The sequence below is a fragment of the Pseudarthrobacter sp. ATCC 49987 genome (assembly GCF_009928425.1).
In the GTDB taxonomy this organism is placed as follows: Bacteria; Actinomycetota; Actinomycetes; order Actinomycetales; family Micrococcaceae; genus Arthrobacter.
Map to the genome: position 1 here is coordinate 3,400,031 of NZ_JAABNS010000001.1, position 26,167 is coordinate 3,426,197.

Annotated in this window: 24 protein-coding genes; 11 read left to right on the top strand and 13 right to left on the bottom strand. The window is 66.4% G+C overall.

Going from position 1 to position 26,167, the window contains the following annotated elements; translation table 11 throughout:
• Window positions 1–12 precede the first annotated feature (12 nt).
• Together GXK59_RS15695 and GXK59_RS15700 are read left to right on the top strand one after the other, a co-directional pair.
• The gene (locus tag GXK59_RS15695) at window positions 13–1,131 is read left to right on the top strand and encodes an alpha/beta hydrolase (RefSeq protein WP_237393918.1); all 1,119 of its coding nucleotides are present in this window, start codon (window positions 13–15) and stop codon (window positions 1,129–1,131) included.
• Window positions 1,132–1,190: 59 nt separating this feature from the next.
• Window positions 1,191–2,129, top strand: a complete 939-nt coding sequence (locus GXK59_RS15700) for an alpha/beta fold hydrolase (RefSeq protein ID WP_160668198.1) — start codon at window positions 1,191–1,193, stop codon at window positions 2,127–2,129.
• On the opposite strand, the gene GXK59_RS15705 is transcribed toward GXK59_RS15700, so the two are convergent.
• Complete coding sequence (locus GXK59_RS15705; RefSeq protein WP_237393919.1) at window positions 2,126–2,869, bottom strand: glycosyltransferase family 2 protein; 744 nt, start codon at window positions 2,867–2,869, stop codon at window positions 2,126–2,128. The two genes, GXK59_RS15700 and GXK59_RS15705, sit on opposite strands and share 4 nt — an antisense overlap.
• Window positions 2,870–3,027: 158 nt before the next feature.
• Here GXK59_RS15705 and GXK59_RS15710 point away from each other — a divergent pair, with 158 nt between their 5' ends.
• A complete protein-coding gene (locus GXK59_RS15710) occupies window positions 3,028–3,231 on the top strand; it encodes a cold-shock protein (RefSeq protein WP_013599688.1) in 204 nt (67 codons plus the stop codon).
• Window positions 3,232–3,342: 111 nt separating this feature from the next.
• On the opposite strand, the gene GXK59_RS15715 is transcribed toward GXK59_RS15710, so the two are convergent.
• On the bottom strand, window positions 3,343–5,319 hold the full coding sequence (locus tag GXK59_RS15715) for an amino acid transporter (protein WP_160668200.1): 1,977 nt from the start codon (window positions 5,317–5,319) through the stop codon (window positions 3,343–3,345).
• Between the two features lie 166 nt (window positions 5,320–5,485).
• On the opposite strand from GXK59_RS15715, the gene GXK59_RS15720 reads away from it, so the two are divergent.
• Window positions 5,486–8,197: an ATP-binding protein gene (locus tag GXK59_RS15720; RefSeq protein ID WP_160668202.1), complete on the top strand. Its 2,712-nt coding sequence runs from the start codon at window positions 5,486–5,488 to the stop codon at window positions 8,195–8,197.
• Window positions 8,194–8,868, top strand: a complete 675-nt coding sequence (locus tag GXK59_RS15725; RefSeq protein ID WP_160668203.1) for a response regulator — start codon at window positions 8,194–8,196, stop codon at window positions 8,866–8,868. The genes GXK59_RS15720 and GXK59_RS15725 overlap by 4 nt, the downstream gene beginning before the upstream one ends.
• 25 nt (window positions 8,869–8,893) lie before the next feature.
• Here the strand turns inward: GXK59_RS15725 and GXK59_RS15730 are convergent, their stop codons facing one another.
• A complete protein-coding gene (locus GXK59_RS15730; protein WP_237394018.1) occupies window positions 8,894–10,027 on the bottom strand; it encodes an acyl-CoA dehydrogenase family protein in 1,134 nt (377 codons plus the stop codon).
• Window positions 10,028–10,291: 264 nt separating this feature from the next.
• Here GXK59_RS15730 and GXK59_RS15735 point away from each other — a divergent pair, with 264 nt between their 5' ends.
• From GXK59_RS15735 to GXK59_RS15745, 3 genes are all read left to right on the top strand, one after another.
• Window positions 10,292–12,037, top strand: coding sequence for an AMP-binding protein (locus GXK59_RS15735; protein WP_160668205.1), 1,746 nt, complete (start codon window positions 10,292–10,294; stop codon window positions 12,035–12,037).
• A 36-nt stretch (window positions 12,038–12,073) separates the two neighbouring features.
• Complete coding sequence (locus GXK59_RS15740) at window positions 12,074–12,580, top strand: MarR family winged helix-turn-helix transcriptional regulator (protein WP_160668207.1); 507 nt, start codon at window positions 12,074–12,076, stop codon at window positions 12,578–12,580.
• A gap of 79 nt (window positions 12,581–12,659) precedes the next feature.
• A complete protein-coding gene (locus GXK59_RS15745; RefSeq protein ID WP_160668209.1) occupies window positions 12,660–13,283 on the top strand; it encodes a GAF domain-containing protein in 624 nt (207 codons plus the stop codon).
• Between the two features lie 14 nt (window positions 13,284–13,297).
• Here GXK59_RS15745 and GXK59_RS20515 read toward each other — a convergent pair whose 3' ends face one another.
• Window positions 13,298–13,843 carry an MFS transporter gene (locus tag GXK59_RS20515; protein WP_202129144.1) on the bottom strand — a complete coding sequence of 182 codons (546 nt, stop codon included), beginning with the start codon at window positions 13,841–13,843 and terminating at the stop codon, window positions 13,298–13,300.
• 18 nt (window positions 13,844–13,861) lie between these two features.
• On the bottom strand, window positions 13,862–14,695 hold the full coding sequence (locus tag GXK59_RS20520; protein ID WP_202129145.1) for an MFS transporter: 834 nt from the start codon (window positions 14,693–14,695) through the stop codon (window positions 13,862–13,864).
• A 173-nt stretch (window positions 14,696–14,868) separates the two neighbouring features.
• Here GXK59_RS20520 and GXK59_RS15755 point away from each other — a divergent pair, with 173 nt between their 5' ends.
• Window positions 14,869–15,297, top strand: a complete 429-nt coding sequence (locus GXK59_RS15755) for a DUF1761 domain-containing protein (protein ID WP_160668211.1) — start codon at window positions 14,869–14,871, stop codon at window positions 15,295–15,297.
• A gap of 110 nt (window positions 15,298–15,407) precedes the next feature.
• Here GXK59_RS15755 and GXK59_RS15760 read toward each other — a convergent pair whose 3' ends face one another.
• The 4 genes from GXK59_RS15760 to GXK59_RS15775 are packed head-to-tail and all read right to left on the bottom strand — an operon-like array spanning window position 15,408 to window position 19,735.
• Entirely contained in the window at window positions 15,408–16,187 is a 780-nt protein-coding gene (locus tag GXK59_RS15760; RefSeq protein ID WP_160668213.1) for an enoyl-CoA hydratase, read from the bottom strand.
• Window positions 16,184–17,170, bottom strand: coding sequence for a 3-hydroxyisobutyrate dehydrogenase (gene mmsB, locus GXK59_RS15765; RefSeq protein ID WP_160668215.1), 987 nt, complete (start codon window positions 17,168–17,170; stop codon window positions 16,184–16,186). Before mmsB ends, GXK59_RS15760 begins: the two co-directional genes overlap by 4 nt.
• Window positions 17,163–18,236: an enoyl-CoA hydratase/isomerase family protein gene (locus tag GXK59_RS15770; RefSeq protein ID WP_160668217.1), complete on the bottom strand. Its 1,074-nt coding sequence runs from the start codon at window positions 18,234–18,236 to the stop codon at window positions 17,163–17,165. The genes mmsB and GXK59_RS15770 overlap by 8 nt, the downstream gene beginning before the upstream one ends.
• Complete coding sequence (locus GXK59_RS15775; protein ID WP_160668219.1) at window positions 18,236–19,735, bottom strand: CoA-acylating methylmalonate-semialdehyde dehydrogenase; 1,500 nt, start codon at window positions 19,733–19,735, stop codon at window positions 18,236–18,238. Before GXK59_RS15775 ends, GXK59_RS15770 begins: the two co-directional genes overlap by 1 nt.
• 165 nt (window positions 19,736–19,900) lie before the next feature.
• On the opposite strand from GXK59_RS15775, the gene GXK59_RS15780 reads away from it, so the two are divergent.
• Window positions 19,901–20,707 carry an exodeoxyribonuclease III gene (locus tag GXK59_RS15780; protein ID WP_160668221.1) on the top strand — a complete coding sequence of 269 codons (807 nt, stop codon included), beginning with the start codon at window positions 19,901–19,903 and terminating at the stop codon, window positions 20,705–20,707.
• Between the two features lie 31 nt (window positions 20,708–20,738).
• The gene (locus tag GXK59_RS15785) at window positions 20,739–21,644 is read left to right on the top strand and encodes a hypothetical protein (RefSeq protein WP_160668222.1); all 906 of its coding nucleotides are present in this window, start codon (window positions 20,739–20,741) and stop codon (window positions 21,642–21,644) included.
• An 8-nt stretch (window positions 21,645–21,652) separates the two neighbouring features.
• Here the strand turns inward: GXK59_RS15785 and GXK59_RS15790 are convergent, their stop codons facing one another.
• The 4 genes from GXK59_RS15790 to GXK59_RS15805 all read right to left on the bottom strand — a co-directional run bounded on the left by GXK59_RS15790 (window position 21,653) and on the right by GXK59_RS15805 (window position 26,154).
• Window positions 21,653–22,738: a LacI family DNA-binding transcriptional regulator gene (locus GXK59_RS15790; protein WP_160668224.1), complete on the bottom strand. Its 1,086-nt coding sequence runs from the start codon at window positions 22,736–22,738 to the stop codon at window positions 21,653–21,655.
• A 26-nt stretch (window positions 22,739–22,764) separates the two neighbouring features.
• Window positions 22,765–23,745 (bottom strand): carbohydrate ABC transporter permease, encoded by a 981-nt coding sequence (locus GXK59_RS15795; protein ID WP_160668226.1) that lies wholly within the window; start codon window positions 23,743–23,745, stop codon window positions 22,765–22,767.
• Entirely contained in the window at window positions 23,742–24,707 is a 966-nt protein-coding gene (locus tag GXK59_RS15800; protein ID WP_160668228.1) for a carbohydrate ABC transporter permease, read from the bottom strand. The genes GXK59_RS15795 and GXK59_RS15800 overlap by 4 nt, the downstream gene beginning before the upstream one ends.
• A gap of 97 nt (window positions 24,708–24,804) precedes the next feature.
• Window positions 24,805–26,154 carry an ABC transporter substrate-binding protein gene (locus GXK59_RS15805; RefSeq protein ID WP_160668229.1) on the bottom strand — a complete coding sequence of 450 codons (1,350 nt, stop codon included), beginning with the start codon at window positions 26,152–26,154 and terminating at the stop codon, window positions 24,805–24,807.
• Between the last annotated feature and the right edge of the window lie 13 nt (window positions 26,155–26,167).

The following is a 26,167-nucleotide window of genomic DNA, read 5'->3' on the forward strand; positions in this document are numbered from 1 at the left end:
TAGAATTGGACCATGACCACACCGGCCTACCAGCCAACGCACCATGAGTCGTCCGTGCAACGGCCGCAACAGTCCGGCGGCACCTTCGCCCTGGCCCGCAAGGCACGGAACGTCCTGCGGAGGGTTCCGGTGTGGACCTGGCGGGTGCTGATGCACTCGGTGAAGGCCAGCGAGAACTCCCGCTTCAACGTCGACCCGATTACCGGCGTCGAATATTTCCACGACATCGATTTCGTCGGCGACGGCATCCGGGCGCACCGCCTCGACGTCATCACCCCCCCTATGACCGCGGGCACCACAGCAGCGGACACAACTGCAGCAGGCACCGCTGCAGCGGGTTCCGCGGCAACCGGTTCCGGTCCGGGACCGCTGCCCGTCTACGTGTACTTCCACGGCGGCGGCTGGACGTCCGGGGACAAGGCCTCACTGACCAAGTACTGCGCGAGCCAGGCCCAGGGCGGCATGGTGGTGGTCAACGTGAACTACCGGAAGGCCCCGCGTTTCCATATGGCCCACGTCCTGGCGGATGCCAACGCCGCACTCACCTGGGTCCGGCCGAACATCGCCGGCTATGGCGGCGACGGATCGCGGATCGTACTCGGCGGCGACTCCGCCGGCGGCCAGATCGCAGCCCTCCTGACCGCAGCCAGCTTCCGGCCGGAACTGGCACGGCACCACGGCCTGACCCCGGCCGTGCCTGCGTCCGATTTCAAGGGCCTGGTCCAGCACTGCAGTGTGGTGGACTTCTCCGTCTTCTTCGACAAGGGCTTCGTGCTGAGCCTGAACTTCATCCGCATGCTGCTGCCCAGCTTCCGCTCCGGAGGAAGGCACGCCGGCTCCGGGCCCAGCCGGCTGGAGGCCCTCCGCAAGGGCGCAGGTTTCCTCTCCCCCATCGAATGGCTGGATTCCCGTTTCCCGCCGGTCTTTGTCACCACCTCGGAACGGGACTTCTTCTACGCCGCCAACATGAACTTCATTGCCCGGCTGCGCGAACATTCCGTCCCCGTGGACAGCCTCATCTACGGCTGGGACAGCGCCAATACCGAACACACCTGGCAGCAAAACTACCGCTACCCGGAATCCCAGGAAGTGTACCGCCGGCTCCATGCCTTCGTGCGCAAGGTAGCCTGAGCGCCGCAACTCCGGCCGGACCGGCCCCGGCCGCACGCGCGCGGGGCTATGTTTAGTCCATGGTGTCTGCCGACAGCAACGCACAGAACGATCCGGAACCCGAGGGGTTCGGGTCGGCGCTGATTGACGAAGCCGCCCGCCGGGATGCCGCCCTGGGCGACGTGGACTGGGTCGCTGTGCCCGACGGCGCTGTGCGGGGTACGTTCGACGGCCCCAGCGGCCCCCTCGCCACCCTCTCCATGGGCACACCCGGAAACCCGCGGGTGCTCCTGGTCCCCGGTGCCACGGGTTCCAAGGAAGACTTTGTCCTGATGCTGCCCGAACTGGCCTCGGCAGGGTTTTTTGTCCTGAGCTATGACATTGCCGGCCAATATGACTCCGCCGCGGCGGGTCCCGAAAACCTCTCGCCTCCCCGCACCCACTACGACTACGACCTCTTCACCAATGACCTGATCGCCATGCTCGACGCCGAAGAAGGTGCCGCGCACGTCGTCGGGTATTCCTTCGCCGCGATCGTCGCCCAGCTTGCCTTCACGCGGCGTCCGGACAAGTTCCGGAGCCTCACCCTGCTCAGCTGCCCGCCGGAGCCGGGGCAGTGCTTCCGCGGGGTCCAGCGCATCGGCCGCTTCAGCGGCCGGGCCAGTCCGCGGGTCGGCGCCGCGCTGATGATCTGGGGTATCCGCATCAACGTCGTGCACGTCCCGCCCAACCGGATACGGTTCGTGAAACACAGGTTCCGCTTCACCCGCCGGAGCTCCGTGCGAGACATCTTCGGGCTGATGCAGCACGCGCCCGATCTCAGGGCCGCACTGGCCGCGGCGTCCCTCCCGAAGTTTGTCGCCGTCGGCGAACATGACCTCTGGCCGCTGGCGCTGCACCACCGCTTCGCACAGTCGATCGGCGCGCGCATCGCGGTCTACCGCGGCGGGCACAGCCCGAGTGAGACCTCGCCGTACCAAATGAGCCGCGATCTGATCGCGCTCTACGGGTCCGCCTAACGCGGATGGTCCCGTTCCCATTGCCGCCGCCGCCGGCGCCGCTGGAACGGCGGCTCCTGCCGGAACTCGACACCAAAGGTGGTCCACGCCATCGACAGCCGGCGCCCGACGGCGTGCCAGCTTGCCAGCGGCCGTGCGGAGACCTGCACCTGCAGCGAGAGGTCGCCGATCACCGTGACTTCGGGCGGGATCTGGTAGGAAATGTCCAAATCATCGTGGACGAGCGGGAAGCCGCGGTGGACGGAGCCGCGGATGCGGTCCCAGACGTCCGACCACATGGCGAAGTTCGAGCCAAACAACGGCGGATGCCCCAGCAGCCAGCCGATGGCCCAGAAATATCCGGCGATGTAGACGCTCCGGCCCACCCAGCGGGCGAAGGGGCTCTCCCCATAGAAATCCCCCGGACCGGAAACGGCGGATAGCGGGCCGGCCTGCTGCAGGATCGCTTCAACCCGCTCGAGCCAGTCATCGGGCGGGATCGAGTCCGTGTCCAGCCGGGCAATCAGTTCGAAGCGGGCTTCGTCGAAGCCGTGCGCCGTGGAGGCGGCGATCCCCGGGAGTTCGACGGCGATCCGCCGGGCGCCCGCGGCGGCACAAATCTCTGCGGTGTTATCCGTGCTGGCGTTGTCCACGACGACGATTTCGTCGGCCGGACGGGTCTGCCGGGCGAGTGCGGCCAGGCACACGGCCAGCATCTCAGCGTCGTTACGGGTGGGGATCACCACCGAGATTGTTGTCATATTGCCCCGACTATAGTCCCGGCATGCGGGGAAATGCCCCCGTTGGCCTCTTGCACCATGGCCTCCGGACCCGTAGGTTGGGCAACAGCGGACGAATGTCTCCGCAGCCGTTGGCCTCCGGGCCGCCGGAGATCAGCAGCATTTCAGAAGGATATGGCATGGCTACAGGCACAGTTAAATGGTTCAACGCCGAAAAGGGTTTTGGCTTCATTGCCCCGGATGACGGGTCAGCCGACGTTTTCGCCCACTACTCGGCAATCGCCAGCAGCGGCTACCGCTCACTGGACGAGAACCAGAAGGTCGAGTTCGACGTCACCCAGGGCCCGAAGGGCCCGCAGGCTGAGAACATCCGCCCGCTCTAAATACTCCGGATAGCAGCACCGGCCAGCCGGCCGCCATGCTTTCCCCAAGACCACAAACGCCCCCCTCGAGGATTCCTCGGGAGGGGCGTTTGTCGTTGCGGCGTGGTGACGTCAGCCGACGTGGACCCAGGGCCGCCTGGTCACATCGGTTTCCGCTTCCCGCAGCACTTCGCGGGTCACGGGAGCGATCTCGCCCTCACCGAACGCGAGGAACCGCAGCAGATTGGTGACCGGGTTGCCTTCGGTCCAGCGGAAGTAAATGTGCGGCATCAGGCCGGTCACGTCGCGGATGTGGAGCAGGACCGAGGCGATCGTATTCGGAACCACGGGTCCGTGGACTTCCAGGATCCGGTAGCCGTGCCGGGTGATGCCGCGGACCGCCAGCTCCGTCTCGAAGTCGGAGGAATCGTCCACGACCACTTCGAGGAAGAGAGCGCGGTAGTCCAGCGGCAGGTGGCTGACCTCGATTGCGGAGTCGAGTTTCTGCCGGTAAGCCTCCGGGCTCAGCCGGAGCGGCTCATGGGCGATGATCCGGATGGGACCGTCCAGTTCGTCGGACATGAATTCCAGCGCCGCACGGTCCAGATGCACGCGCGTGGCGTGCAACTCAAAGGACCGCCCGACCCGCGACAACAGCGAGATCACAATGATCCCCAGGATGAAGACCGACGCGATCCGGATGCCTTCCGGCCGTTCAATGATGTTGGCAACGGTGGTGTAGATGAACAACACGGCAATAACGCCGAACCCGACTGTGCGTTTGCGTTGCCGCTTACGCCGGGCCGAGAGCGTCACGGCCACCGCGGCCGACGTCATCAGCACCAGCACGCCGGTGGCGTAGGCGCCGCCCTGGGCGTCGACGTCGGCGTCGAACAGCCAGGTGATCAGGAACCCAACCAGCATGAACACCAGCACCAGCGGCCGGACCGCCCGGGCCCAGCCGGGAGCCATGCCGTAACGGGGCAGGTAGCGGGGCACCAGGTTCAGCAGCCCCGCCATGGCGGAGGCTCCCGCGAACCAGAGGATCGCGATGGTGCTGATGTCATAGACGGTGCCGAAGCCCACGCCCAGGTACTCGTGGGCAAGGAACGCCAGGGCGCGTCCGTTGGCTTGGCCGCCGGGCTGGAATTCCTGCGCCGGGATGAGCACCACCGTGGTGAAGCTGCTGACGATCAGGAAGCTGCTCATGATGACAGCCGCCGTCGTCAGCAGCTTCCGGGCGCCATGGATGCGTCCGGCGGGGTTGTCCTCGGTGTCGCTCACGTCTCCCCGGATCTGCGGCATGACGGCCACTCCCGTCTCGAACCCGGACAGGCCGAGGGCGAGCTTGGGGAAAACGAGCAAGGCAAAGCCGACCGCCAGCAGCGGGTTCCCGTGCGATGTGGAGATCGCCTGCCACCAGTTGTCCACGGCAACAGGGTGGGTGAACACCTCAAAGACCGAAACGGCCAAAACCACCAGGTTCAGGCCCAGGTACACGGCGACCAGGACGACGGCGACGCCGATGGCCTCCTTGAAGCCGCGGAGGAAGACAGCACCCAGCATGGCCAGGAGGAAGAGGGTGACCGGCACGTTCTGGCCCTGCAGCCAACCGGGGGCCATCGGGTTCTGGATCAGGTGCGCCGTGGCGTCCGCCGCCGACAGTGTCATGGTGATCATGAAGTCCGTGGCGGCGAAACCCAGCAGGACCAGGACGAACAGTTTTCCGCCCCAGCGCGGCATCAGCCGCTCGAGCATCGCAATGGAGCCCTCGCCGCGGTGGCTTTCGCCCGCCACGCGCCGGTAGACGGGCAACGCGCCCAGCAAGGTGATGAGGACAAGCACCAGGGTCGCGAGCGGCGAGATCACGCCCGCGGCGAGCGCGGCGATCGCCGGCTGGTATCCCAGGGTGGAGAAGTAGTCGACGCCGGTCAAACACATGACCTGCCACCAGGAGTGTTTTTTCTCGTGGGCCGTGGGCACGCCGCCCGGGCCCTGGTGGCTTCCCTTGCTGTCCTGCAGTCCGAAAAGGAGCCAGTTCCGCACTGTCGTTTTGGGTCGTGGCCTCGGCGCCGACGGGTCTGCCGGCGGCCTGCTCAGCGTGGTCATGTCTTCCTTCCCTCACGGCGCGGTTTTATCATCCGGGGCACGCGCCGCCCCCAGTTGTGAAACTAGCAGTGGCCGGCGGCAGCACCCCAGCTGGGACAGGGATCTTGACGAATCCTTGACACAGCCCTGCCCTGCTGGATTGGACCTGAACTGCAAGAATGACTCCATGGCACGTGGAACGCTGCGCATTTTCCTGGGGTCAGCACCTGGTGTCGGTAAGACCTACGCGATGCTCCGCGAGGGGCACCGGCTGCGGGAGGCCGGCGAGGACGTCGTCGTCGGGTTTGCCCGTGAACGCGGCCGCCGCGATACGCGGGCCCTGTTGGCCGGGCTCGAGCTCATCCCGGCCAGGCGGGTCCCGTATCTGGGGCTTCAGCTCGAAGAGCTGGACATGGACGCGGTCATGCACCGCAGGCCGGCCACGGCCATCGTGGATGAGTTTGCCCACACCAATCCCCAGGACAGCCGGAACACCTGCCGGTGGCAGGACATCGACGAACTGCTGGACGCCGGCATCAACGTCCTGTCCACCCTGGATATCCAGAATCTCGCATCGCTCAGCGACGTCGTCAGCGCCATCACCGAGGACCGGCCGGGGGAGACGGTTCCTGATGAGATCGTCCGGCGGGCCGCTGAGATCCAGCTGGTGGATATCTCACCGGAACTCCTGCGCCAGCGCCTCGCGGATGGCAGAATCGTCGCTTCCGACAGGGTCGATGCGGCTCTGTCGAACTTCTACCGTCCGGGCAACCTGGCTGCGCTGCGTGAGCTGGCCCTGCTGTGGTTGGCCGACCGGGTGGACGAGGGCCTGGCACGGTATCGGACGGCGAAGGGAATCGACGCCAGCTGGCCGGCCCGCGAGAGGATCGTGGTCGGGCTGCCCGGCGGCCCCGAGGGTGGGATCCTGATCCGCCGGGGCGCCCGCATCCTCAACCGGGTCAGCGGCGGCGATCTGCTGGCGGTGCACGTCCGCGCAGCGGAAACTGTCGCCGCGGAATCGCCGCAGGAACTGGAGGCGCAGCGCCGCCTGGTCCAGGACCTTGGCGGGAGTTACCACGTTGTCACCGGGGAGGATCCGGCCGCCGCCCTGCTGGACTTTGCCCGCAGCGTCAACGCCACCCAGATCGTCCTGGGTATCTCACGCCGCGGCAGCCTGGCCCGGCTGCTGGCTGGCCTCCGTGGCGGACGCACCGGCGCCAGGGTCATCCGGGACGCCGGAGCCATCGACGTCCACATCGTGTCCCGGCCGCCCGCGGGCGAAGCCACGGGAGTGCCCCGGCGCCGGAACCTGGGCCGCGCCCGCGTCACGACAGGATTCGTGATGGCAATCCTCCTTCCCGTCCTGCTTCAGATCCTGCTGGCGGTGAACCCGGACAAGAACCTGGCCGCAACCGTCCTGGTCCAGCTCACCGGCTCCGTCGCCGTGGCACTGGTCGGTGGCCTGTGGCCGGCAATCCTCGCTGCGCTTTGGAGCAGCCTGCTGGTCAACTACTTCTCCACCCCGCCGGTCGGCAACCTGACCATCAGCGATTCGCAAAACGTGCTCGCCCTGCTGGTGTTCGTCGGGGTGTCCGCCGCAGTGGCCACCGTTGTGGACGTGTCTGCGCGGCGTTCCAAGGAAGCGGCCCTCGCCAAGGCGGAAGCAGCCACTCTCGCGGACCTCACGCGCGGGGCTGCCGGTTCGCAGGACACGGTTGCGGGTTTGCTGGAGCAGGCCCTCGACGTGTTCCAGGTCCGGGGCGCCGCCCTCCTGAGCTGCGCTGAGGACGACGGACTGCGCGCCGGCAGCGGGGTGGCTGCCCGATCCGGCGAGGGCTCCCGCCCGAACTGGCGGCTGATCGCCAGCGCGGGCGACGTTCCGGCCTTCAGCTCCGCCGATGGTGACAGCCCCGGCACGGCAGGCACCGAGGGTGACAACGTGGAACGGATCGATGCCACCACCTGCCTGGTCCTGTCGGGCCGGGTAATGCCGGCCACCGACCGGCGGCTGCTCGGCGCCTTCGGCGTCCATGTGGTGGCGCAGCTGGAACGCCAGCAACTGCTGGCCAGCCGCTCGGAAGTCCTGAAACTCGCTGAAGGCAACACGATGCGGACCTCGATCCTCCGTGCCGTCTCACATGACCTCCGGACTCCGCTGGCCGGAATCAAGCTCGCGGTGGGGGGACTCCGGCAGGACGCCGTCCGGTACACCCTCGAGGAGGAGCAGGAATTGCTGGCGACCATCGAGGACTGTTCGGACCGGCTGGAGGTGCTGGTGGGGAACCTGCTGGACATGTCCCGGATCACGTCGGACTCGATCAGGCCGCTGTTGCGGCCCGTGCGCTGGTACGACGTCATTCCCGGCGGACTGCACGGGATCTCCCCGGACCGCGTGCGCGTCGAACTCCCCGCCAACATGCCCGAGGTCGAGGCGGACGAGGGCATGCTCGAGCGGGTCATTGCGAACATCGTGGAGAATGCCGTCAAGTACGCACCGGCATCCGATATTGTCCTGACCGGTTCCTCCGGCGGCTTGAGCCCGGCGGGTTTGGGCGGCCGCCCTGCCGGTGAACTGCGCATCATCGACCACGGAACGGGCATACCGGCGGAGCGGGTCGTGGACATGTTCCGTCCCTTCCAGCGCCTCGACGATGCGACGCAGGCAACCGGTGTGGGACTAGGCCTCGCCGTGGCCAAGGGCTTCACGGAGGCGATGGGCGGCAGGCTGACCGCCGAAACGACGCCCGGCGGCGGCCTGACCATGGTGATCAGCCTCCCGCTGTCCGCCGGCATCCCGTTCCAGGCAGAACCCGATCAGGCCCCACTGGAGCCGCAATCAGCAGTCATCGGCCGCCACCACGCACCGCCGATCCTCTCGTCGGGGACGGACCCGGTATGACCTCCGTACTGGTAGTCGATGACGACACCTACCTGCTCCGGGCCCTGCGGATCACGCTGCAGGCCCACGGCTACGACGTCGCCACCGCTGCGGACGGGCGCTCGGCGCTCCTGGCTGCCCAGCAGCACCCGCCGGCCCTGGTGATCCTGGACCTGGGGCTGCCTGACATGGACGGCTCGGCCGTGCTCCGGCAGCTCCGCGGCTGGAGCACGGTGCCGGTGCTGGTGCTGTCCGCCCGCCATGGTTCCGAGGACAAGGTGGAGTCGCTCGACGCCGGTGCCGACGACTACATCACCAAGCCGTTCGGGCTCGAGGAGCTCCTGGCCCGCCTGCGTGCCCTGCTGCGCCGCAGCGCGGACACGGAGCAGCCGGTGGTCGTCACTACTGAGGCGTTCACCGTGGATCTGGGCAAACGCCGTGTTCTCCGCGAGGGCCAGGATGTCCGGCTCACCCCGACCGAATGGAAAATGCTGGAGGTGCTGGTCCGCAGTCCGGAAAGACTCGTCACCCAGCAGCAGCTCCTGTCCGAGGTGTGGGGGCCGGCCTATGCCAAGGAAACCAACTACCTCCGCGTGTATATGGCCCAGCTCCGGCGCAAGCTGGAACCGGACGCAGCCAGCCCGCGGCACCTGATCACCGAGGCGGGCATCGGCTACCGGTTCGTGCCCTGACCGGTCCCCACCCGGCCCGGCCCGCCTAGACGAACGCGGACTTCCCGGTCACAGCCCTGGCCACAATCAGCGAGTTGATTTCGTAGCTGCCCTCGTACGTGTACAGGATTTCGGCGTCGCCAAAGAGCTTGCCCATCTCGTAATCGCTGCTGATCCCGTTGCCGCCCAGCAGCGAGCGGCCCATCGCCACCGACGCACGTGCCAGCCGGGTGGTGGTGGACTTGGCCATCGCGGCCTGGACCATCTCAAGCTTGCCGTCTTCCTGGATCCTGGCCAGCTGCGCCATCAGTGACAGCGACGCCGAAGCGTTTCCCAGGATCTCGGCCAGCTGCTGCTGGACCAGCTGGAAGCGTGCCAACTCCTTGCCGAACTGCCTGCGCTCCAGCGAGTAGGAACGCGCGACGTCGAACGCCGCCAGCTGGATGCCGGCGGCCTGCCAGCCCACCCAGGCGCGTGAATCGCGCAGCAGTTCGTTGGCTTTGGAAAAGTCCGTGGCCCCGGGGAGCAGGTTGGACTCCGGAATGCGGACCTCGTCGAGCACGATGTCCGCGTTCTGCATGATCCGCAGCCCGATCTTGTTCGCGATCTTCGTGGCCTTATAGCCGGGGCGGTCCGTCTCCACGATGAAGCCCTTGATCTGCTGGTCCGCGACGTCCCGCGCCCAGACCACGGCAAAGTCGGCAATGGTGCCGGCGCCGATCCAGCGTTTGGCGCCGTTGATGACCCACTCGCCGCCCTCCAGCCGCGCGGTGGTGGCCAGCCCGCCGGCAATGTCCGAGCCGTGGTCCGGCTCGGTCAGGGCGAAGGCGCCGATCTGCGTGAAGGCGGTGAGCCCCGGCAGCCACCGTGCCTTCTGCGCCTCGGAACCGAGCTGGTCGATAATGCCGACGATCAGCTCGTTGTGGATCCCCACGAGGGCCGAGAGGGACACGTCGGCGCGGGCCACCTCGACATACATCAGGCCCTTGAAAAGCTTGGATGTCCCGTCCGTCTGCAGGCCGCCGAGGCCGTATTTTCCAAGCTCGGCGAGCAAGCCGAAGGGGAACTCCTCACGGTTCCAGTAGTCGATGGAGGCCGCACGGATCCGGGACTGGAGGAAGTCACGGATTTCCTGGTAGCGGGACTGTTCTTCCGGGGACAGCAGATCCACGATGTACATCAGATCGGCGTCCGGGAAGGGCGGCGCTGCCACGTCTTCCCGCACTGTTTCATCCTCAGTGGTCCGCTGTCCGCTGGCACGTCCTTGTGGCTGCACGGGCATGTTTCCCTTCGTACTGATCCGTTCATGAACCGAGCCGGTTCTTCCAAACCCTTGGATGTCCTAGTATATTGCCTAGTGATGGTGATCACTAGGGAACTGGTGGTCACCGGGCAACGGCGCCGGGCTTAAACGGCTGCGCCACCGGACTTCGAAAGGTGCACCATGACCGTCACAGAGGAATTCCGCGCAGCCCGCGACCGTATGCTCGATCTCCGCTTGGACTACGAGGCGGCGCGCAGCGAATTCCAGTGGCCGCGCTTTGAGCACTTCAACTTCGCCCTGGACTGGTTCGACCAGATTGCGGCGGATCCGGCTAAGGCCAACAACCCGGCGCTGGTGATTGTCGAGCAGGACGGCTCTGCTACGCGGCGCAGCTTCGCAGACCTGTCCCGGCGCTCGGCCCAGGTGGCCAACTGGCTGCGCAGCCAGGGTGTACGCCGCGGTGACCGCATGATCGTCATGCTCGGCAACCAGGTGGAACTCTGGGAACTGATGCTCGCCGGGATCAAACTGGGCATCGTCATGATCCCTACGACCACCCTGATGGGGCCGGCCGACCTCAAGGACCGTGTGGAGCGCGGCGGCGCGAACTGGGCCGCCGTCGGGAGTGCCAATATCCGGAAGTTTGACGAGGTTCCGGGCGACTACACGCTGATCGAAATCGGCGGCGACGCCGGCACCGCCGACCTGGACAAAGCCGCCCTGCAGTACAGCGGCTCGGCCGGGTCGGGGGAGGACTTCATCCCGGACGCGCCGACCCTGGCTGACGAGACGCTCTTGCTCTACTTCACCTCGGGCACCACCTCCAAGGCCAAGCTCGTGGAGCACACGCATACGTCCTACCCGGTGGGCCACCTGTCCACGATGTTCTGGATCGGGATGGAGCCCGGCGATGTGCACCTGAATGTGGCGTCGCCCGGCTGGGCCAAGCACGCCTGGTCCAACGTGTTCACCCCGTGGATCGCCGAGGCCTGCGTGTTCATCTACAACTACGAGCGCTTCGATGCCAAGGCGCTCATGGAGCAGATGGACCGCGAATCGGTGACGAGCTTCTGCGCCCCTCCGACGGTCTGGCGGATGCTCATCCAGGCCGACCTGACCCTGCTGAAGAACCCGCCCACCAAGGTGGTGTCCGCCGGCGAGCCGCTCAACGCCGAGGTGATCGACCAGGTCCAGCGCGCCTGGGGACAGACCATCCGCGACGGCTTCGGCCAGACCGAATCCACCGTGCAGATCGCCAACACGCCCGGCCAGCCGATCAAGATCGGCGCCATGGGCAAACCGCTGCCCGGTTACGACGTCGTCCTGGTGGACCCGGCAACAGGTGCGGAGGGCGACGACGGCGAGCTCTGCCTGCGCCTCGACCCCCGCCCCGTTGGACTGACGAAGGCCTACGGCGACCCCGAAAAGACCGCCGAGGCGTTCCGCGACGGTTACTACCACACCGGCGACATGGCCAGCCGGGACGAGCGGGGCATCATCACGTACGTGGGCCGCGGGGACGACGTCTTCAAGTCCTCGGATTACCGGCTGTCCCCCTTCGAGCTGGAAAGTGTCCTGATCGAGCACCCAGCGGTGGCGGAAGCCGCCGTCGTCCCCTCCCCCGACCCGCTCAAGCTCTCGGTGCCCAAGGCGTTTGTGGTCCTGGCCGCCGGCCACGAGCCCGGCCCGGAACTGGCTGAGGACATCCTGCGGTACTGCCGCGACCACCTGGCGCCGTTCAAGCGGATCCGCCGGCTGGAATTCGCCGAGCTGCCCAAAACCATCTCGGGCAAGATCCGGCGCGTGGAGCTGCGGCACAGCGAGGAACTGCGGCACGGCGGAGGGACGGTCCCGGCCGGCCTCGGCACGGAGTACTCCGAAGCCGACTTCCCCGGGCTGAAGAGCCCGGCCGAAAAGCTAGGCTGAACCCTATGAGATTCAGGTCAAGTTGCTGGGAGTGCCGTGGCCACGCCGCTGCCGCGTGATCCGATTGCCGACGCCCGGCTGAACTGGGAGCGGCACGGCTGGTCCGACGTCGCCGCGCCGATGGCTGCCATCACGGCCATCATGCGGACCCAGCAGATCCTGCTGGCCCGGATCGAAGGGGTCCTCAAGCCCTTCGGACTGACGTTTGCCCGGTACGAGCTGCTCGCCCTGCTGAGCTTCGCCCGCAGCGGCGCGCTGCCCATGAACAAAGCGAGCGCGCTGCTGCAGGTCCATCCCACCTCGGTGACGAACGCCGTCGACCGGCTGCAGGGCGCGGGGCTGGTTTTCCGTTCGCCGCATCCCACGGACGGGCGCACCACCCTGATTGAACTCACCCCGGAGGGGCGTACGCTGGCAAAGCGGGCGACGGCGGCACTGAACTCTGACGTGTTCGCCCAGTCCGGCTTCGAGGAGCAGGATGTCGACGAACTGATCCGGATCCTGGGTGCCTTCCGCCGCAACGCCGGCGACTTCAGCGAGTAACCCCGGCCGAAGGGCCCTAACGTAACTGACTTCCCGTCACAACGCGGTGACGGGCTTCCGCGGTACCAGGAGACGACTCATGCAGCCGAACGCCTATTCCCGCCCCGACGACCGGGAGCTGCTCCGCGCGTCCCTGCGGCAGCTCTCCGGCCGGTTCCGGCCGGCCGTGCTCTTCGCCGGGCTGGCCAGCGGCGAACTGCTCCAGCTGACGGACTTCCTCGGCACCGCGACCTCCAGCCTGCACCAGGTGGTCGTGGTTCCGGGCGCGGGCCTCGGCGGCCGCGTCTTCACGCAGCGGCGGCCATTCCTGGTGGAGGACTACATCGCTTCCGAGGGAATCACGCATGAATACGACCTCGCCGTCAGGCGCGAGCGGCTGACCTCCATGGCGGCCGTCCCCGTGGTGGTCCAGGGTGTGTCGCGGGCGGTCCTGTACATCGCCAGCAGGGACAGCGCGCCGCTCGGGGAAAGCGCCGTGTGCGAGGCCATGGAGGCGGCTCTCGAGATTGCGGCGGAGCTCCGGGTCCGGGACGAGATGGACCGCCGGGTCTCGATTATCGACATTGCCCGGGCCGAGCCTGCCCTGGCCCTGGACCGGAGCTGGCTGGAACACGTCCGGGAAGCCCACGCCGGGTTTCGCCGGCAGCCCCGCTCCCCCCAACCAGGGGATCCCCCAAAGCCCGGAACCCGCAGTCTCGATTGACTCGACTCAGATCCCTAGGGACCGGCGACGGGCTCGATAAATGCTGCCTCGTCCACATGCTTCGACGAGGTGTGTGGACCGCCGTCTTCCAGCCCCTGCTTTTCGCGGTTGGGCAGAGCCAGGGTGCAGAGCACACTGAACACGCCGATCCCGGCGAGCAGGTACCCGACGGACCACGCCCCGGACGTGCCGGCCAGCTGGGCCGCCACGAGCGGGACAATGCCTCCACCCACGACGCCGGCGAGGTTGTAGCCCATGCCGGCACCGGTGTAGCGGCACCGGGTCTCGAACAGTTCCGGAAGCAGGGCACCGGCGGGTCCGTAGGCGATGGCGAAGATCACCAGGGTGACGGTCAGGCCGATTCCGAAGGCGAACACGGTGTTCGCACTAAGGATCGGGAAGAGCGCCAGGGACCACGTCACGGCGAGGATGCACGAGGTGGCGATGACCTTCGTCCGGCCGAAGCGATCCGAGAGGATGCCTGAGGCCAGGGTGGCTGCGGCGACGAACAGTGAGGCGACCATGCCCGTGCCCAGCACCTCCACCCGGCTCAGCTGCATGCCGGTGGGGCTCGTGGCTTAGCTGGTGAGGTAGGCGGTGCCGACGTAGAAGAAGGCGAAAAGGAGCGTCAGGGAGCCGCCGGCGAGCAGGATTTCGCGCGGCTGGCGCCTGATCGATTCGAGGATGGGCAGCTTGGTGCTGGTATTGGTGACCTTGGCGGCGTTCTTGAACACCGGGGTTTCCTCGATGCTCAGCCGGACCCACAGGCCCACGAGCACCAGCACGGCGCTGAGAATGAACGGCACCCGCCAGCCAATGGTGATGAAGGCCTCGGACTTGTCTCCCAGCGTGAGGTTGGTGATGAGGAACGTGCCGCTGGCCAGGGCGAAGGCAACTGACGGGCCCAGCTGCGGGAAGGATCCGAAAAGCCCGCGTTTTCCCTTGGGGGCGTATTCGGCCACGAGGAGGGTGGCGCCGGCCCATTCGCCGCCGACGGCGAGGCCCTGCACGAAGCGGAGCACCACCAGCAGGATGGGGGCGGCCACGCCGATGGTGCTGGCGTCGGGGATCAGGCCGATCATCACGGTGGCGATGCCCATCATGAGCAGCGTGGTGATCAGGGTTTTCTTCCGGCCGATCCGGTCGCCGAAGTGGCCGAAGATGATCGCGCCGACAGGACGGGCGAAGAAGGCCACAGCGAACGTGCCGAAGGAAGCGATGGTGCCGGCCGCGGCGCCGAGGGCCGGGAAGAAGACGACCGGAAAGACCAGGGCGGCCGCGGTGCCATAGATGAAGAAGTCGTAGAACTCGATGGTGGTTCCGGCGGCGCTGGCGAAGGCAACCTTACGCAGTGTCTTTCGGCTGGGCGGCGCTTGCAGCCCGGCCGGCGAAGTCGGTGAAACTGAGGTCATGGCAATCTCCTTTGATGACAGCCCCAATGCCAGGCTGCGTGACTCAGATCACCGTAACGAAAAGCGTGGACATCCAACTACCTCCCAAAAGAGGTAGTCACCAAAAGCGCGGGACCGCCCGGGCGGTCCCCTAGACTTCGTGAAGAAACAACACAGGACTTGAGGAGAGCGCGATGATTCCGGAGATCAACATCTGGGCGGTACTGCTGGCCACGCTGTCCAGCATGATGGTCGGGTCCGTCTGGTACACGCCGAAGGTGTTCGGCAACTACTGGATGCGCGTCGCCAAGGTCACGCCGAGCGGGGATGCCAAGGACGCCGTCAAGCCGATCCTGATCACCCTGGTGGTCAGCTTCATCAGCGCCTGGGTGCTGGCCGGGTCCGCTGCCATCTCACAGCACTTCTATGGCGGGAATTTCCTGGCCAACACCCTGGTCACCGCCCTGATCCTCTGGGCCGGGTTCACAGCCGCACGGTTCATCACCCACGATGCCTTCGAGGGCCGCCCGGCCGGGCTCACGGTACTGAACTGCGCCCACGAACTCCTCACCCTCATGGTCATGGCCCTGATCATTGGCCTGTTCGGCATCAGCGCCGCCTGAGCCTTCCGCGGCGGATCCTGCCTGGCGACGCGCAAAAGCCCTGACGCTACCGGAATTGCGGTAGCGACAGGGCTTTTGCGCGTCGCAGGAACGTTGGCGCGTCGTGCGGCCTAGCGGTGCGTGAAGTCCGGCTGGCGCTTCTCGGTGAAGGCCGCCATGCCTTCCTTCTGGTCCTCGGTGGCGAACAGCGAGTGGAACACTCGGCGTTCAAAGAGCACACCCTGGGCCAGCCCGGTTTCGAACGCGGCGTTGACTGCTTCCTTGGCGACCATCGCCACCGGCTTGGACTTGGAGGCAATCACATCGGCGGCCTTGAGGGCCTCCTCCACCACGTCCGAGGCCGGCACCACGCGTGACACCAGCCCGGCGCGTTCGGCTTCCTCGGCGTCCATGAAGCGCCCGGTCAGGATCATGTCCATGGCCTTGGACTTGCCCACGGCGCGGGTGAGGCGCTGTGAGCCGCCCATGCCGGGGAGCACGCCCAGGTTGATTTCCGGCTGGCCGAACTTGGCGTTGTCCCCCGCGATGATGAAATCGCACATCATGGCCAGCTCGCAGCCGCCGCCCAGGGCGAATCCGGACACGGCCGCCACCACGGGGATGCGCAGCCGGGTGAAGTCTTCCCAGCCCCGGAACCAGTCGGCCGCGTACATGTCCATGTACCCCTTGGACTGCATTTCTTTGATGTCCGCACCGGCCGCAAAAGCCTTGGCGGACCCGGTCAGCACAACCGCGCCCACGTCCGGATCGGCATCCATCGCGGACACGGCGGCCACGAGTTCGTCCATGGTGGCTTTGTTCAGGGCGTTCAGCGCCTGGGGCCGGTTGAGCGTCACGAGCCCCACCCGGCCGCGCCGCTCCACGAGAATGTTTGAGTACTGCTCCGTCATGCCTGTCCCCTCAGCTGCTGTGCGGATTTGTCCCGGATGTCGGTGATGATGCCGGAGAAGTCCCGGCCCGCCCCGCCCTCCGCGGCAAAGGTATCGTAAATTTCGGACGCGAGCGGCCCCAGCCTGGCGGCGACACCGGTACTTTCCAGCGCGTTGAGCGCCAGCTTGAGGTCCTTCGCCATGAGGGCTCCGGCGAAACCGGGCTGGTAGTCCCGGTTGGCCGGGCTCGTCGGCACCGGTCCCGGCACGGGGCAGTTGGTGGTCAGCGCCCAGCACTGGCCCGAGGCCGCGGAGGCGACGTCGAACAGCGCCTGATGGGTCAGGCCCAGCTTCTCGCCCAGCACGAAGGCCTCGCTGACCGCGATCATCGAGACGCCGAGGATCATGTTGTTGCAGATCTTCGCCGCCTGCCCGGCGCCGTGCTCCCCGCAGTGGACCACACGCTTTCCCATGACCTCGAGCATCGGCTTGGCCGCCTCGAAATCCTCCGGAAGAGCACCCACCATGAAGGTCAGGGTGCCCGCCTCGGCCCCGACGACGCCGCCGGACACCGGAGCATCAACGGCCCGGTGGCCGGCCGCGACGGCCAGTTCCGCGGCCTCGCGCGCCTCGTCCACGTTGATCGTGGAGCAGTCCAGGAAGAGCGTGCCGGGCGACGCCACGTCCAGCAGGCCCGGCTGGCCGGGCTGTCCCGGCTGGGCGGGGATGCCGCGGTACGCGTCCAGCAGATGCTTGCCGCTGGGGAGCATGGTCAGCACGACGGCGGCGCCCGCCGCGGCCTCAGCGGCGGTCTCCGCGGTGGCAATGCCGTGCGCCCGGGCCGTTTCCAGTGCGGCCGGGACCACGTCGAATCCGGTCACGGTATAGCCGGCTTTGACCAGGTTGATGGCCATCGGCCCGCCCATGTGGCCAAGGCCCAGGAAAGCGATGGTGCCGGCCTGTACCCCGGGCTGTGCCGGTTCAGACGGGGATGCTTCAGACATTGTCGCGCTCCTTCGAAAGCTTCAGTTCACGGTCGCCGAGCGGCGCAAAATAGGATTCGACGTCCTCGCGGCTGACCTCCGCCAGGCTGGCCGGCTGCCAGTGCGGAGTGCGGTCCTTGTCCATCACCTGGGCGCGGATGCCTTCCCGGAAATCGGGCCCGGCCAGGAACCGCAGCCCCACCCGGTATTCCTGCTCCAGGGCTTCCTCGAGGGTCAGTCCCCCGACGCGGCGCAGGGACGCCAAAGCCACTTTCACGGCGGTCGGTGACTTGGCCGCGATGGTGTCGGCGGCGTCGGAGGCTTCCCCGCCCACTGCCCGGAGCCGGCGCAGGATCTCCTCGGCGTCGTCGCTCGAATAGCATGCGTCAATCCATTCCTGCTGCGCCGCGAGGACGGAGGCCGGCGCCTCCTCGGCGAAGCGGGCGACGGCGGTGTCCGCCGCCTCGCGTTCCAGGGCCTCGGCCAGGTCCCCGAGCTTCGCGGAGGGGACATAGTGGTCCGCGAGCCCCAGGAACAGGGCGTCGGCGCCGCTCAGGTGCGCGCCGGTGAGGGCGGCATGGGTGCCGGTCTCCCCGGGCGAGCGGGAGAGCAGCAGGGTTCCGCCGACGTCGGGCACAAAGCCGATCGTGGTCTCCGGCATGCCCATCCGGGTGCGTTCGGTGACGATCCTGACCGAGCCGTGCGCGGAGATCCCCACCCCTCCGCCCAGGACCAGGCCGTCCATAAACGCCACATACGGCTTGGGGTAGCCCGCAATGAGGGAGTTCAGCTGGTATTCCTCGGCCCAGAAGCCGGCCGTCGCGTCGCCGCCGTCGAGCATGTCGCGGTAGATGGCCACGATGTCGCCCCCGGCGCACAGCCCCCGGTCACCGGCACCGTGGACCAGCACCGAAGCCACGGCGTCGTCGTCGGCCCAGAGCATGAGCTGCTCCAGCATGGCCGAGGCCATGCCCGCGGTGAGCGCGTTGACGGCCTGGGGCCGGTTCAGGGTGACAACGCCCAGCCGGCCGCGCCGTTCGAACAGCACCTCCGCTGACGGGCTGTCCCCGGAGTGTTTCCCCGCCATCAGCTGCCTTCCGGCATCACGAAGCTGGCGCCGGTGCGGATGCCGGAGGGCCAGCGTGTGGTGACCGTCTTGGTCTTGGTGTAGAAACGGAAGGCGTCGGCGCCGTGCTGGTTGAGGTCGCCGAAGCCGGAGGCCTTCCAGCCGCCGAAGGTGTAGTAGGCGATCGGCACCGGGATGGGGACGTTGATGCCGACCATGCCCACCTGGACCCGGCTGGCGAAGTCGCGGGCGGAGTCGCCGTCGCGGGTGAAGATGGCCACGCCGTTGCCGAACTCGTGCTCGCTGCACAGGCGCAGGGCCTCGTCGTAGTCCTCCGCGCGGAGGACACTGAGCACCGGGCCGAAGATCTCCTCCTTGTAGATCGTCATGTCCTTTGTCACGTTGTCGAAGAGCGTGGGGCCGACCCAGAAGCCGCCCTCGTAGCCCTCGACCTTGAGGCCGCGGCCGTCGGCCAGCAGGGTGGCACCTTCGTCGACGCCGGCCTGGATGTAACCCTCGATCCGCTCCTTGGCGGAGGCGGCCACGACGGGGCCGAAGTCCGAGTCCTTGGCGAGGCTATGGCCGACCTTGAGGTCCGCGATCCGCTCCTCCAGCTTCGCGACGAGCGCGTCGCCGGTGGCCTTGCCGACCGGCACGGCCACGGAGATCGCCATGCAGCGTTCGCCGGCGGAGCCAAAACCCGCGCCCATCAGCGCATCGGCCGCCATGTCGAGGTCGGCGTCCGGCATGATCACCATGTGGTTCTTGGCGCCGCCGAAGCACTGGGCGCGCTTGCCGTTCGCGGCGGCGGTGGCGTAGATGTACTGCGCAATCGGGGTGGACCCGACGAAGCCGATGGCCTGGACCCGGGGGTCCTCCAGCAGCGCATCCACCGCCTCCTTGTCGCCGTTGACAACGTTGAAGACGCCCGCCGGCAGGCCGGCCTCGGTGAAGAGCTCGGCGAGCCGCAGCGGCACGGAGGGGTCCCGTTCGGAGGGTTTGAGGATGAAGGAGTTGCCCGCGGCGAGGGCCGGTCCGGACTTCCAGAGCGGGATCATGGCCGGGAAGTTGAACGGGGTGATGCCGGCGACGACGCCGAGCGGCTGGCGCAGCGAGTGGACGTCGATCCCGGTTCCGGCGTTGTCCGAGAATTCGCCCTTGAGCAGGTGCGGGGCACCTGCGGCGAACTCCATGACCTCAATGCCGCGCTGGATGTCGCCCTTGGCGTCGAGGAAGGTCTTGCCGTGTTCGGAGGACAGCAGCGTGGCGAGTTCGTCCAGGTTCTGGTTGACCAGGTCAACGAACTTGAGCAGGATCCGGCCGCGGCGCTGCGGGTTCATGGCCGCCCATTCGAGCTGGCCCTTTTCCGCGTTGGAGACAACGTTGCGGACTTCCTCGGTACTGGCCAGGGGCACCCTGGCCTGGACCTCGCCGGTGCAGGGATCGTAGACATCGCTGAAGCGCCCCGAGGTGCCTTCAACATGCTGTCCGTCAATGTAATGGGATAGTTCGCGAACCATGATGGAATGCTCCTTTGCACCGTGTGATTGCGTGGTGACGGCCGGGCCACGTGTGACCCACGCCATCTTCTGCCTCCGAATATACTCGGACTTCCTACTAAATTCCAGAGGGGCGCCGCTTGGGGGCAGCTTCGTCCGGCAGCCAAGTTCGGTAAGTTAGGGATTGTGAAGATTGCTACCTGGAATGTGAATTCGCTCCGTGCCCGTGCCGACCGTGTTGAAGCCTGGCTTCAGCGCACCGACTGTGATGTCCTGGCTATCCAGGAAACCAAGTGCAAGGACGACAACTTCCCCTGGGAGCTGTTCGAAAACATGGGCTACGAGGTTGCGCATTTTGGCCTGAGCCAGTGGAACGGTGTGGCGATCGCCTCCCGGGTGGGGCTCGACGACGTCGAACGCACCTTCCTGGACCAGCCCGTCTTCGGCAAGAACGGCAAGGACGCCGTGCAGGAAGCACGCGCCATCGGCGCCACCTGCGGCGGCATCAGGGTCTGGAGCCTCTACGTCCCCAACGGCCGGGCCCTCGACGATGAACACATGCCGTACAAGCTCAGCTGGCTGGATGCCCTGAAGACCCACGCCGAGGGCATGCTCCAGAAGGATCCGGACGCCCAGATCGCCCTGATGGGCGACTGGAACATCGCCCCGCAGGACGACGACGTCTGGGACATCGACTTCTTCCGCGCCGAGCGCCTCACCCACGTCAGCGAACCGGAACGGGCAGCCTTCCACGCCTTTGAGAACGCCGGCTTCCAGGACGTTGTCCGCCCGCACACCCCCGGCCCCGGCGTCTACACCTACTGGGACTACACGCAGCTGCGCTTCCCCAAGAAGGAGGGCATGCGGATCGACTTCGTGCTGGCCTCCCCCGCACTGGCCGCCCGGGTCACCGGCGCGGCGATCGACCGCGAGGAACGCAAGGGCAAGGGCGCGTCGGACCACGCCCCCGTGATCGTGGAGCTGAGCGACTGATGGGCGCAGCCCCGGGAAGCGATGTGATCCAGTGACGGGAAACCTCTACCGCGGGCAGGCCGGGCTGCCGTTCTCCTCCGCGCTGCGGATCTACGAACCCCTGGAGGCGTTCCCGGAAGACCAGCAGGGGGCCCTGCGCGCGGCGGGTGCCCGGAGCGTTTCCCGGGCGGCCGTCGAAAACGCCGAACTGCTCGCCTCCCTGGGCCGCATCACCCGCCCGGGCGGGGACCCGTTCCCCACCGGGGCGACGGACCTGGTCCGTGTCCTGGCCGTGCCTCTGGCAGGCGGCACCCCGGCAGCACCTCCGGCCGGCGCCCCGGCACCGGAGACCGCCCGGCCCGAGCGGCTGCTGTACTGCCCCAGCCAGCTGGTGCTGCGGGCCGGGCTGGCTGCCAACGCCCTGATGGAGGGCATCCACGGGCCGCTGGCCCAGCTGCTGATCCCGGAGGAGCAGCGCGACAGGCACCAGGAACGTATTGATGAGGTGCGGGCGCATTCCGGGCTGGGCCGCGTGCACACCCGGGCGTCCACCTGGGGTATCCCGTTCAGTTGGTTCTGCCTGTTCACGGAATCGGACCCCACCGACGTGGTGGAATCCGAGGGGCGGATTGTCACCGTGCGCATCCGCGCGAGCATCGCCGAGGCCCTGGAACGGGTCCGCTATGCGGTGGCCCATCTGGCCCTGGCCGCACCGGACCTGGACATGCTGGAGGACCTCACGCAGCTCACCGAATGGCTGGAGTTCTTCCACCCGGGGTCGGTGGTGGAACTGGATTACGGGGCCGTGGCGGACAAGGTCTACCCGGATGACTCGCCCATGGACGTACGGCTTGGGATTGAGTGCCTGGCCGAAGGGGACATGACCGGAGCGGCCGCCGCCTACCGCCGGCTGGCATCCCGCTGGATCCCGATCCGTCAGCTGGCCCGCGCTTCCTGACGGGGCCCTCAGGCACCCGCCGCGGCCGCTGCTGACGCGTCAGCGCCGCGGGGCGGCGCCGTCGTGCCGCGGACAATCAGCTGATGCGGGGCCACCGTGGAGCGCACTGATCCGGTGATCCCGTCGAGCTCGTCCAGCAGCATTTTGGTGCCCAGTTCGGCCTGCTCGTCCGGGCGCTGCCTGACAGTAGTGAGACCCATGGCCTCGGAAAAGTCGTGGTCGTCGATCCCGATCACGGAGAGGTCCTCCGGGATCCGCACTCCGGCCCGGGTGGCCTCGAAAATGATTCCCATGGCCATCTCATCCGAGGCGCAAAAGATTGCCGTGGGCTTCGGCCCGGGCCTGTCCCAGAGCCGGCGGAAGGCGTCCTGGCCGCTGCGGACCGTAAAGTCCCCCCATTCGTCCCATTCGTCCCGGACGTTCAGGCCGGCTTGGGCCATAACATCCTGGAAGGCCTTGATCCGGACCCGGGGAACGTCGAAGTTGAGGTCGGTTTCGTCATCCCCGTGCAACAGGGCGATCTCCGTGTGTCCAAGGCCAATCAGGTGCCGGACTGCCGTTGCGGCAGCGGCGTAGTCGTCGATCCCGATGTAGGGGCATTCCTCGACGTGGCCGCCGACGACGACCAACGGGATGTCGATTTTCTGGAGGTGTGCAATTTCCTCGTGGGTCAGTGCCATGCACAGGACCAGCAGCGCGTCGATCTGTTTGTAGACCATAGTCTTGCTGAAGAGCCGCTCACGGTTGCTGCCGTGGCCGCCCAGGTTAAAGAGCGAGAGGTTGTACTGGCGGGCGTGCAGTTCACGGTCGGCGCCCTCGATGGCTTTGGAGAAGAACCAGCGGCTCACGAAAGGCGCCAGGACGCCGATGGTCCTGGTGCGCCCGGTGGCCAGCCCGGACGCTGACGAGGAAGCCACGTAGCCCAGTTCTTCGGCGATGCCCAGGATCTTCTCCCGGGTTGCCGGCGAAACCCTGGGCAGTCCTCGGACGGCGCGGGACACGGTGGCGGTGGACACCCCGGCGGCCGTGGCAACATCTTCGATGCTGACGCCGGAGTGGCCTCCGCGCTGTGCCCTGTCTGTTGTCTTTGCCACCGTGTCCCCTTATCGGCTCGCCGCGGCTATCCCTTTAGCCCACCCGCAAGCAGGCCCCGGACAAAGTAGCGCTGCAGCCCGAAGAAGACTGCCAGCGGGACAATGATCGACACGAATGCCGCAGCGGGGTTGAGGTAATCCCTGCTTCCGCGGGTGCCAGAGATCTCCGCCAGCCGCTGGGTAATGGGAGCCACATCCGCGGTGCCGCCGGAGAATACGAGGGCCACCAGCAGGTCGTTCCAAACCCAGAGGAACTGGAAGATGGCCAACGACGCCAGCGCCGGCACCGACAGCGGCAGGATGATCCGCCAGAAAATGGTGGTGTGCCCGGCGCCGTCGACCCTGGCCGCCTCGATCATTTCGCCCGGGATCTCCGAGATGAAGTTGTGCAGCAGGAAGATCCCCAACGGCAGCCCGAACATCGTGTGGGCAATCCACAGCTGTGCGTAGGAGCCGGAGGGCATCTGGAGGACTTGGGTGAAGAGCTGGAGCAGCGGTATCAGGGACATCTGCAGCGGGATGATCTGCAGGGCGAAGACGAAAATGAACAGTCCGTCCCGGCCCCTGAACTTGCCCCAGGCGAAGATGTAGGCCGCCATGGACGCCAGGACCAGAATGAACAGGGTGACGGGTATGACAATGGCAAGGGAGTTCACGAAGTACTGGGACAAATTCGGCGACTGGGAACCGGCCGAGGCGGTCACGTCTATATAGTGCTGGAATGTGAATTGCCAGTCCTCAAAGAAGTTCCACCACCCGTCCGAGCGCGGTCCGACCTGTTTCGCAGCCGGGCGGAACGAGGAAACAAACAACCCGAAGGTCGGCACCGTCCAGACGACGGCGATCAGCAAAGCCGCCGCCGTGGCCCAGCGCGACGTCAGTTTCTGCTTGACCCTGCGCATGATCGGAGCGGCATCCTCCGGTGATCCGGTGACGCTGGGCTGCTCGGCGCGGGGGCCGATCCGGGTCTCCTGCGAGGCCTCGTCCGGAACTGGGGTGGCGGTCATCGGATCTCCCTTTGCTGACGAAGTACGCGGGCGTTGTACACCACGATGGGCAGGACCAGCAGGAACAGCACCAGGGCGAGGGCCGCACCGCGGCCTGGTTCACCGGCCCGGAAGGCCTGGGTGTACATCTCATTGGCGACGACGGAGGTATCGTAATTGCCGGCTGTCATGGTCCGGACAATGTCAAAGACCTTCAGCGTCGCGATCGTAATGGTGGTCAGCACTACGACCAGCGCCCCGCGGATCCCGGGAATGGTGACATTGCGGAATTGCTGCCACGGATTCGCACCGTCCAAACGGGCGGCCTCAACCAGCTCCGTGGGCACTCCCTTGATCGCGGCCGACAAAACAACCATGGCGAACCCGGTCTGAATCCAAACCATCACGATAATCAGGAAGATGGTGTTTTCCGGCGCATCCAGCAGGAATTGCTTCGGCTGCATCCCCATGGCAACACGGAGGAAATTCAGGACGCCGGTCTGCTCAATACCCGGACCCCGATAATCGTAGACAAGTTTCCAGATGATGCCCGCTCCTACGAAGGAGATGGCCATCGGCATGAACACCAGGGCCTTCAATACCTTTTCGCCCCGGGCCTTGTCGATGAACACGGCGTAAGCGAGGCCGAATCCCGTTGACAACAGGGGCACCAGGACCGTCCAGACGATCGTGTTCCTGAGCGTCACCAAGGCTTCCGGCTGGGTGAACATCCAGACGAAGTTGTCGACGCCGTTCGGCTGGCCCTTGGCATCAGTAAAAGCGAAGAACGAGGTCTGAATAGCCGGATACACGAGACCCACCAGCATAAGGATTGCTGCCGGCGCCAGAAAACCGATGACCGTCAGTTTGTCTCTCGACGATTTTGGCGCCTTGTCCACCACCAGCATGATGAGGCCAATGATGGCGGCAAAGACCGCCAGTGCAATCACTACTTGAAGAAGTTTCCCTCCGATAAATTCCATAGCCCATCCTTCGAGGTGTCCGTGGATCAGTGAGTTCGAGAGAAAACGCTGCCTTCCTGCCCAAGACATACTGTGCAGGAAGGCAGCGCACCAGGTATCAGCTCTTCGGCCAGCTGGCTTCGATGGTGTCAGCGACCTGCTGGGAGGGGGTGCCGTTGATCCAGGTGACAATTCCCTTCCAGAAGGAGTTCGAGCCGACGGCTCCGGGCATCAGGTCAGAGCCGTCAAAGCGGAATACCGTCTTCGGGTCCTGGAGGAGCTTGACGGACTGCTTGTCCAGTTCGGACTGCGCGTTGTTCGGGTCAAGTCCCTTGTTGGCACTGATGACGCCGCCCAGCTTCACGCGGTTGTTGGCGAAGTCAGCACTGGCCATGTAGGCCAAGTACGCCTGGACCTCGGGGGTGTCCTTGTATGCGCCCACCATTTCGCCGCCACCCGTGATGGACTCGCCCCGGCTGGCGTCGATCGGCGGGGTCATGAACGCCCAGACGTCACCCTCCGGCGCGACAACGGTCCCCTGCGGCCAGTTGGCGGCCTGGAAGTTGGCCTGGTGGTGCATGGCGCACTGCCCATCAAGCACCGGCTGACCGGCCTGCGCAAAACCGGTTGTCAGGATGGACCGTACGTCGCCGAAGCCGCCGTTGACGAAGCCCTGGTTGAGCAGGATCTCACCGGTCTTGTCAAAGGCTTTGACGATCTTGGCATCGTTGAAGGGAATCTGATGGCTGACCCACTGATCGTAGACTTCAGGGCCCTCTGCCCGGAGGACAACATCCTCAATCCAGTCCGTGCCGGGCCAGCCGGTGGCTTCGCCGGATTCGAATCCCGCACACCAGGGCTTCATCGCCTTGTCGTCCGCGATCTTCTTGCTGAGAGTCAGCATCTCGTCCCAGGTCTTGGGGACTTCCCAGCCCTTGGCCTTGAATGTCTTGGGTGCGTACCAGACATATCCCTTGACGTTGGCCAGCATCGGTGCCGTGTAGAACTTGCCGTCGACGGTTCCGTATTTCTTCCAGTCGGCCGACCAGTTCTTGTCGACAAGGTCCGAAACGGCTTTAGGGGCTTCCTTCAGGTTGCCCGCCCTTGCCTGGTCAGCCATGAGTCCGGGCTGCGGGAAAATGGCGACGTCCGGCGCGTTTCCGGCCTTGGCCCGCACACCAATCTGGGTCTCGAATTCCTTGCTGCCCTCATATTTCACAGTGATGCCGGTGCACTTCTCAAAGGGCGCCCAGGCCGCTTCAAGATTGGTCGCTTCAATATCGACAATGGTCGAGTACACAGAAACAGTCTTGCCGTCGTGCTTGCCGTAGCTGGAATACGCGGCGCAGTCCGTGTTGGCTGCTGACCCGGAGCTGGCGGTGCCGCCGGTGGATCCACTGCAGGCCGTCAGGGATAGGGCCAAAACCCCGATCGAGGCGACGGGCAGCAAATAGTTGCGGTTCTTCATGCGGAAAACTCCT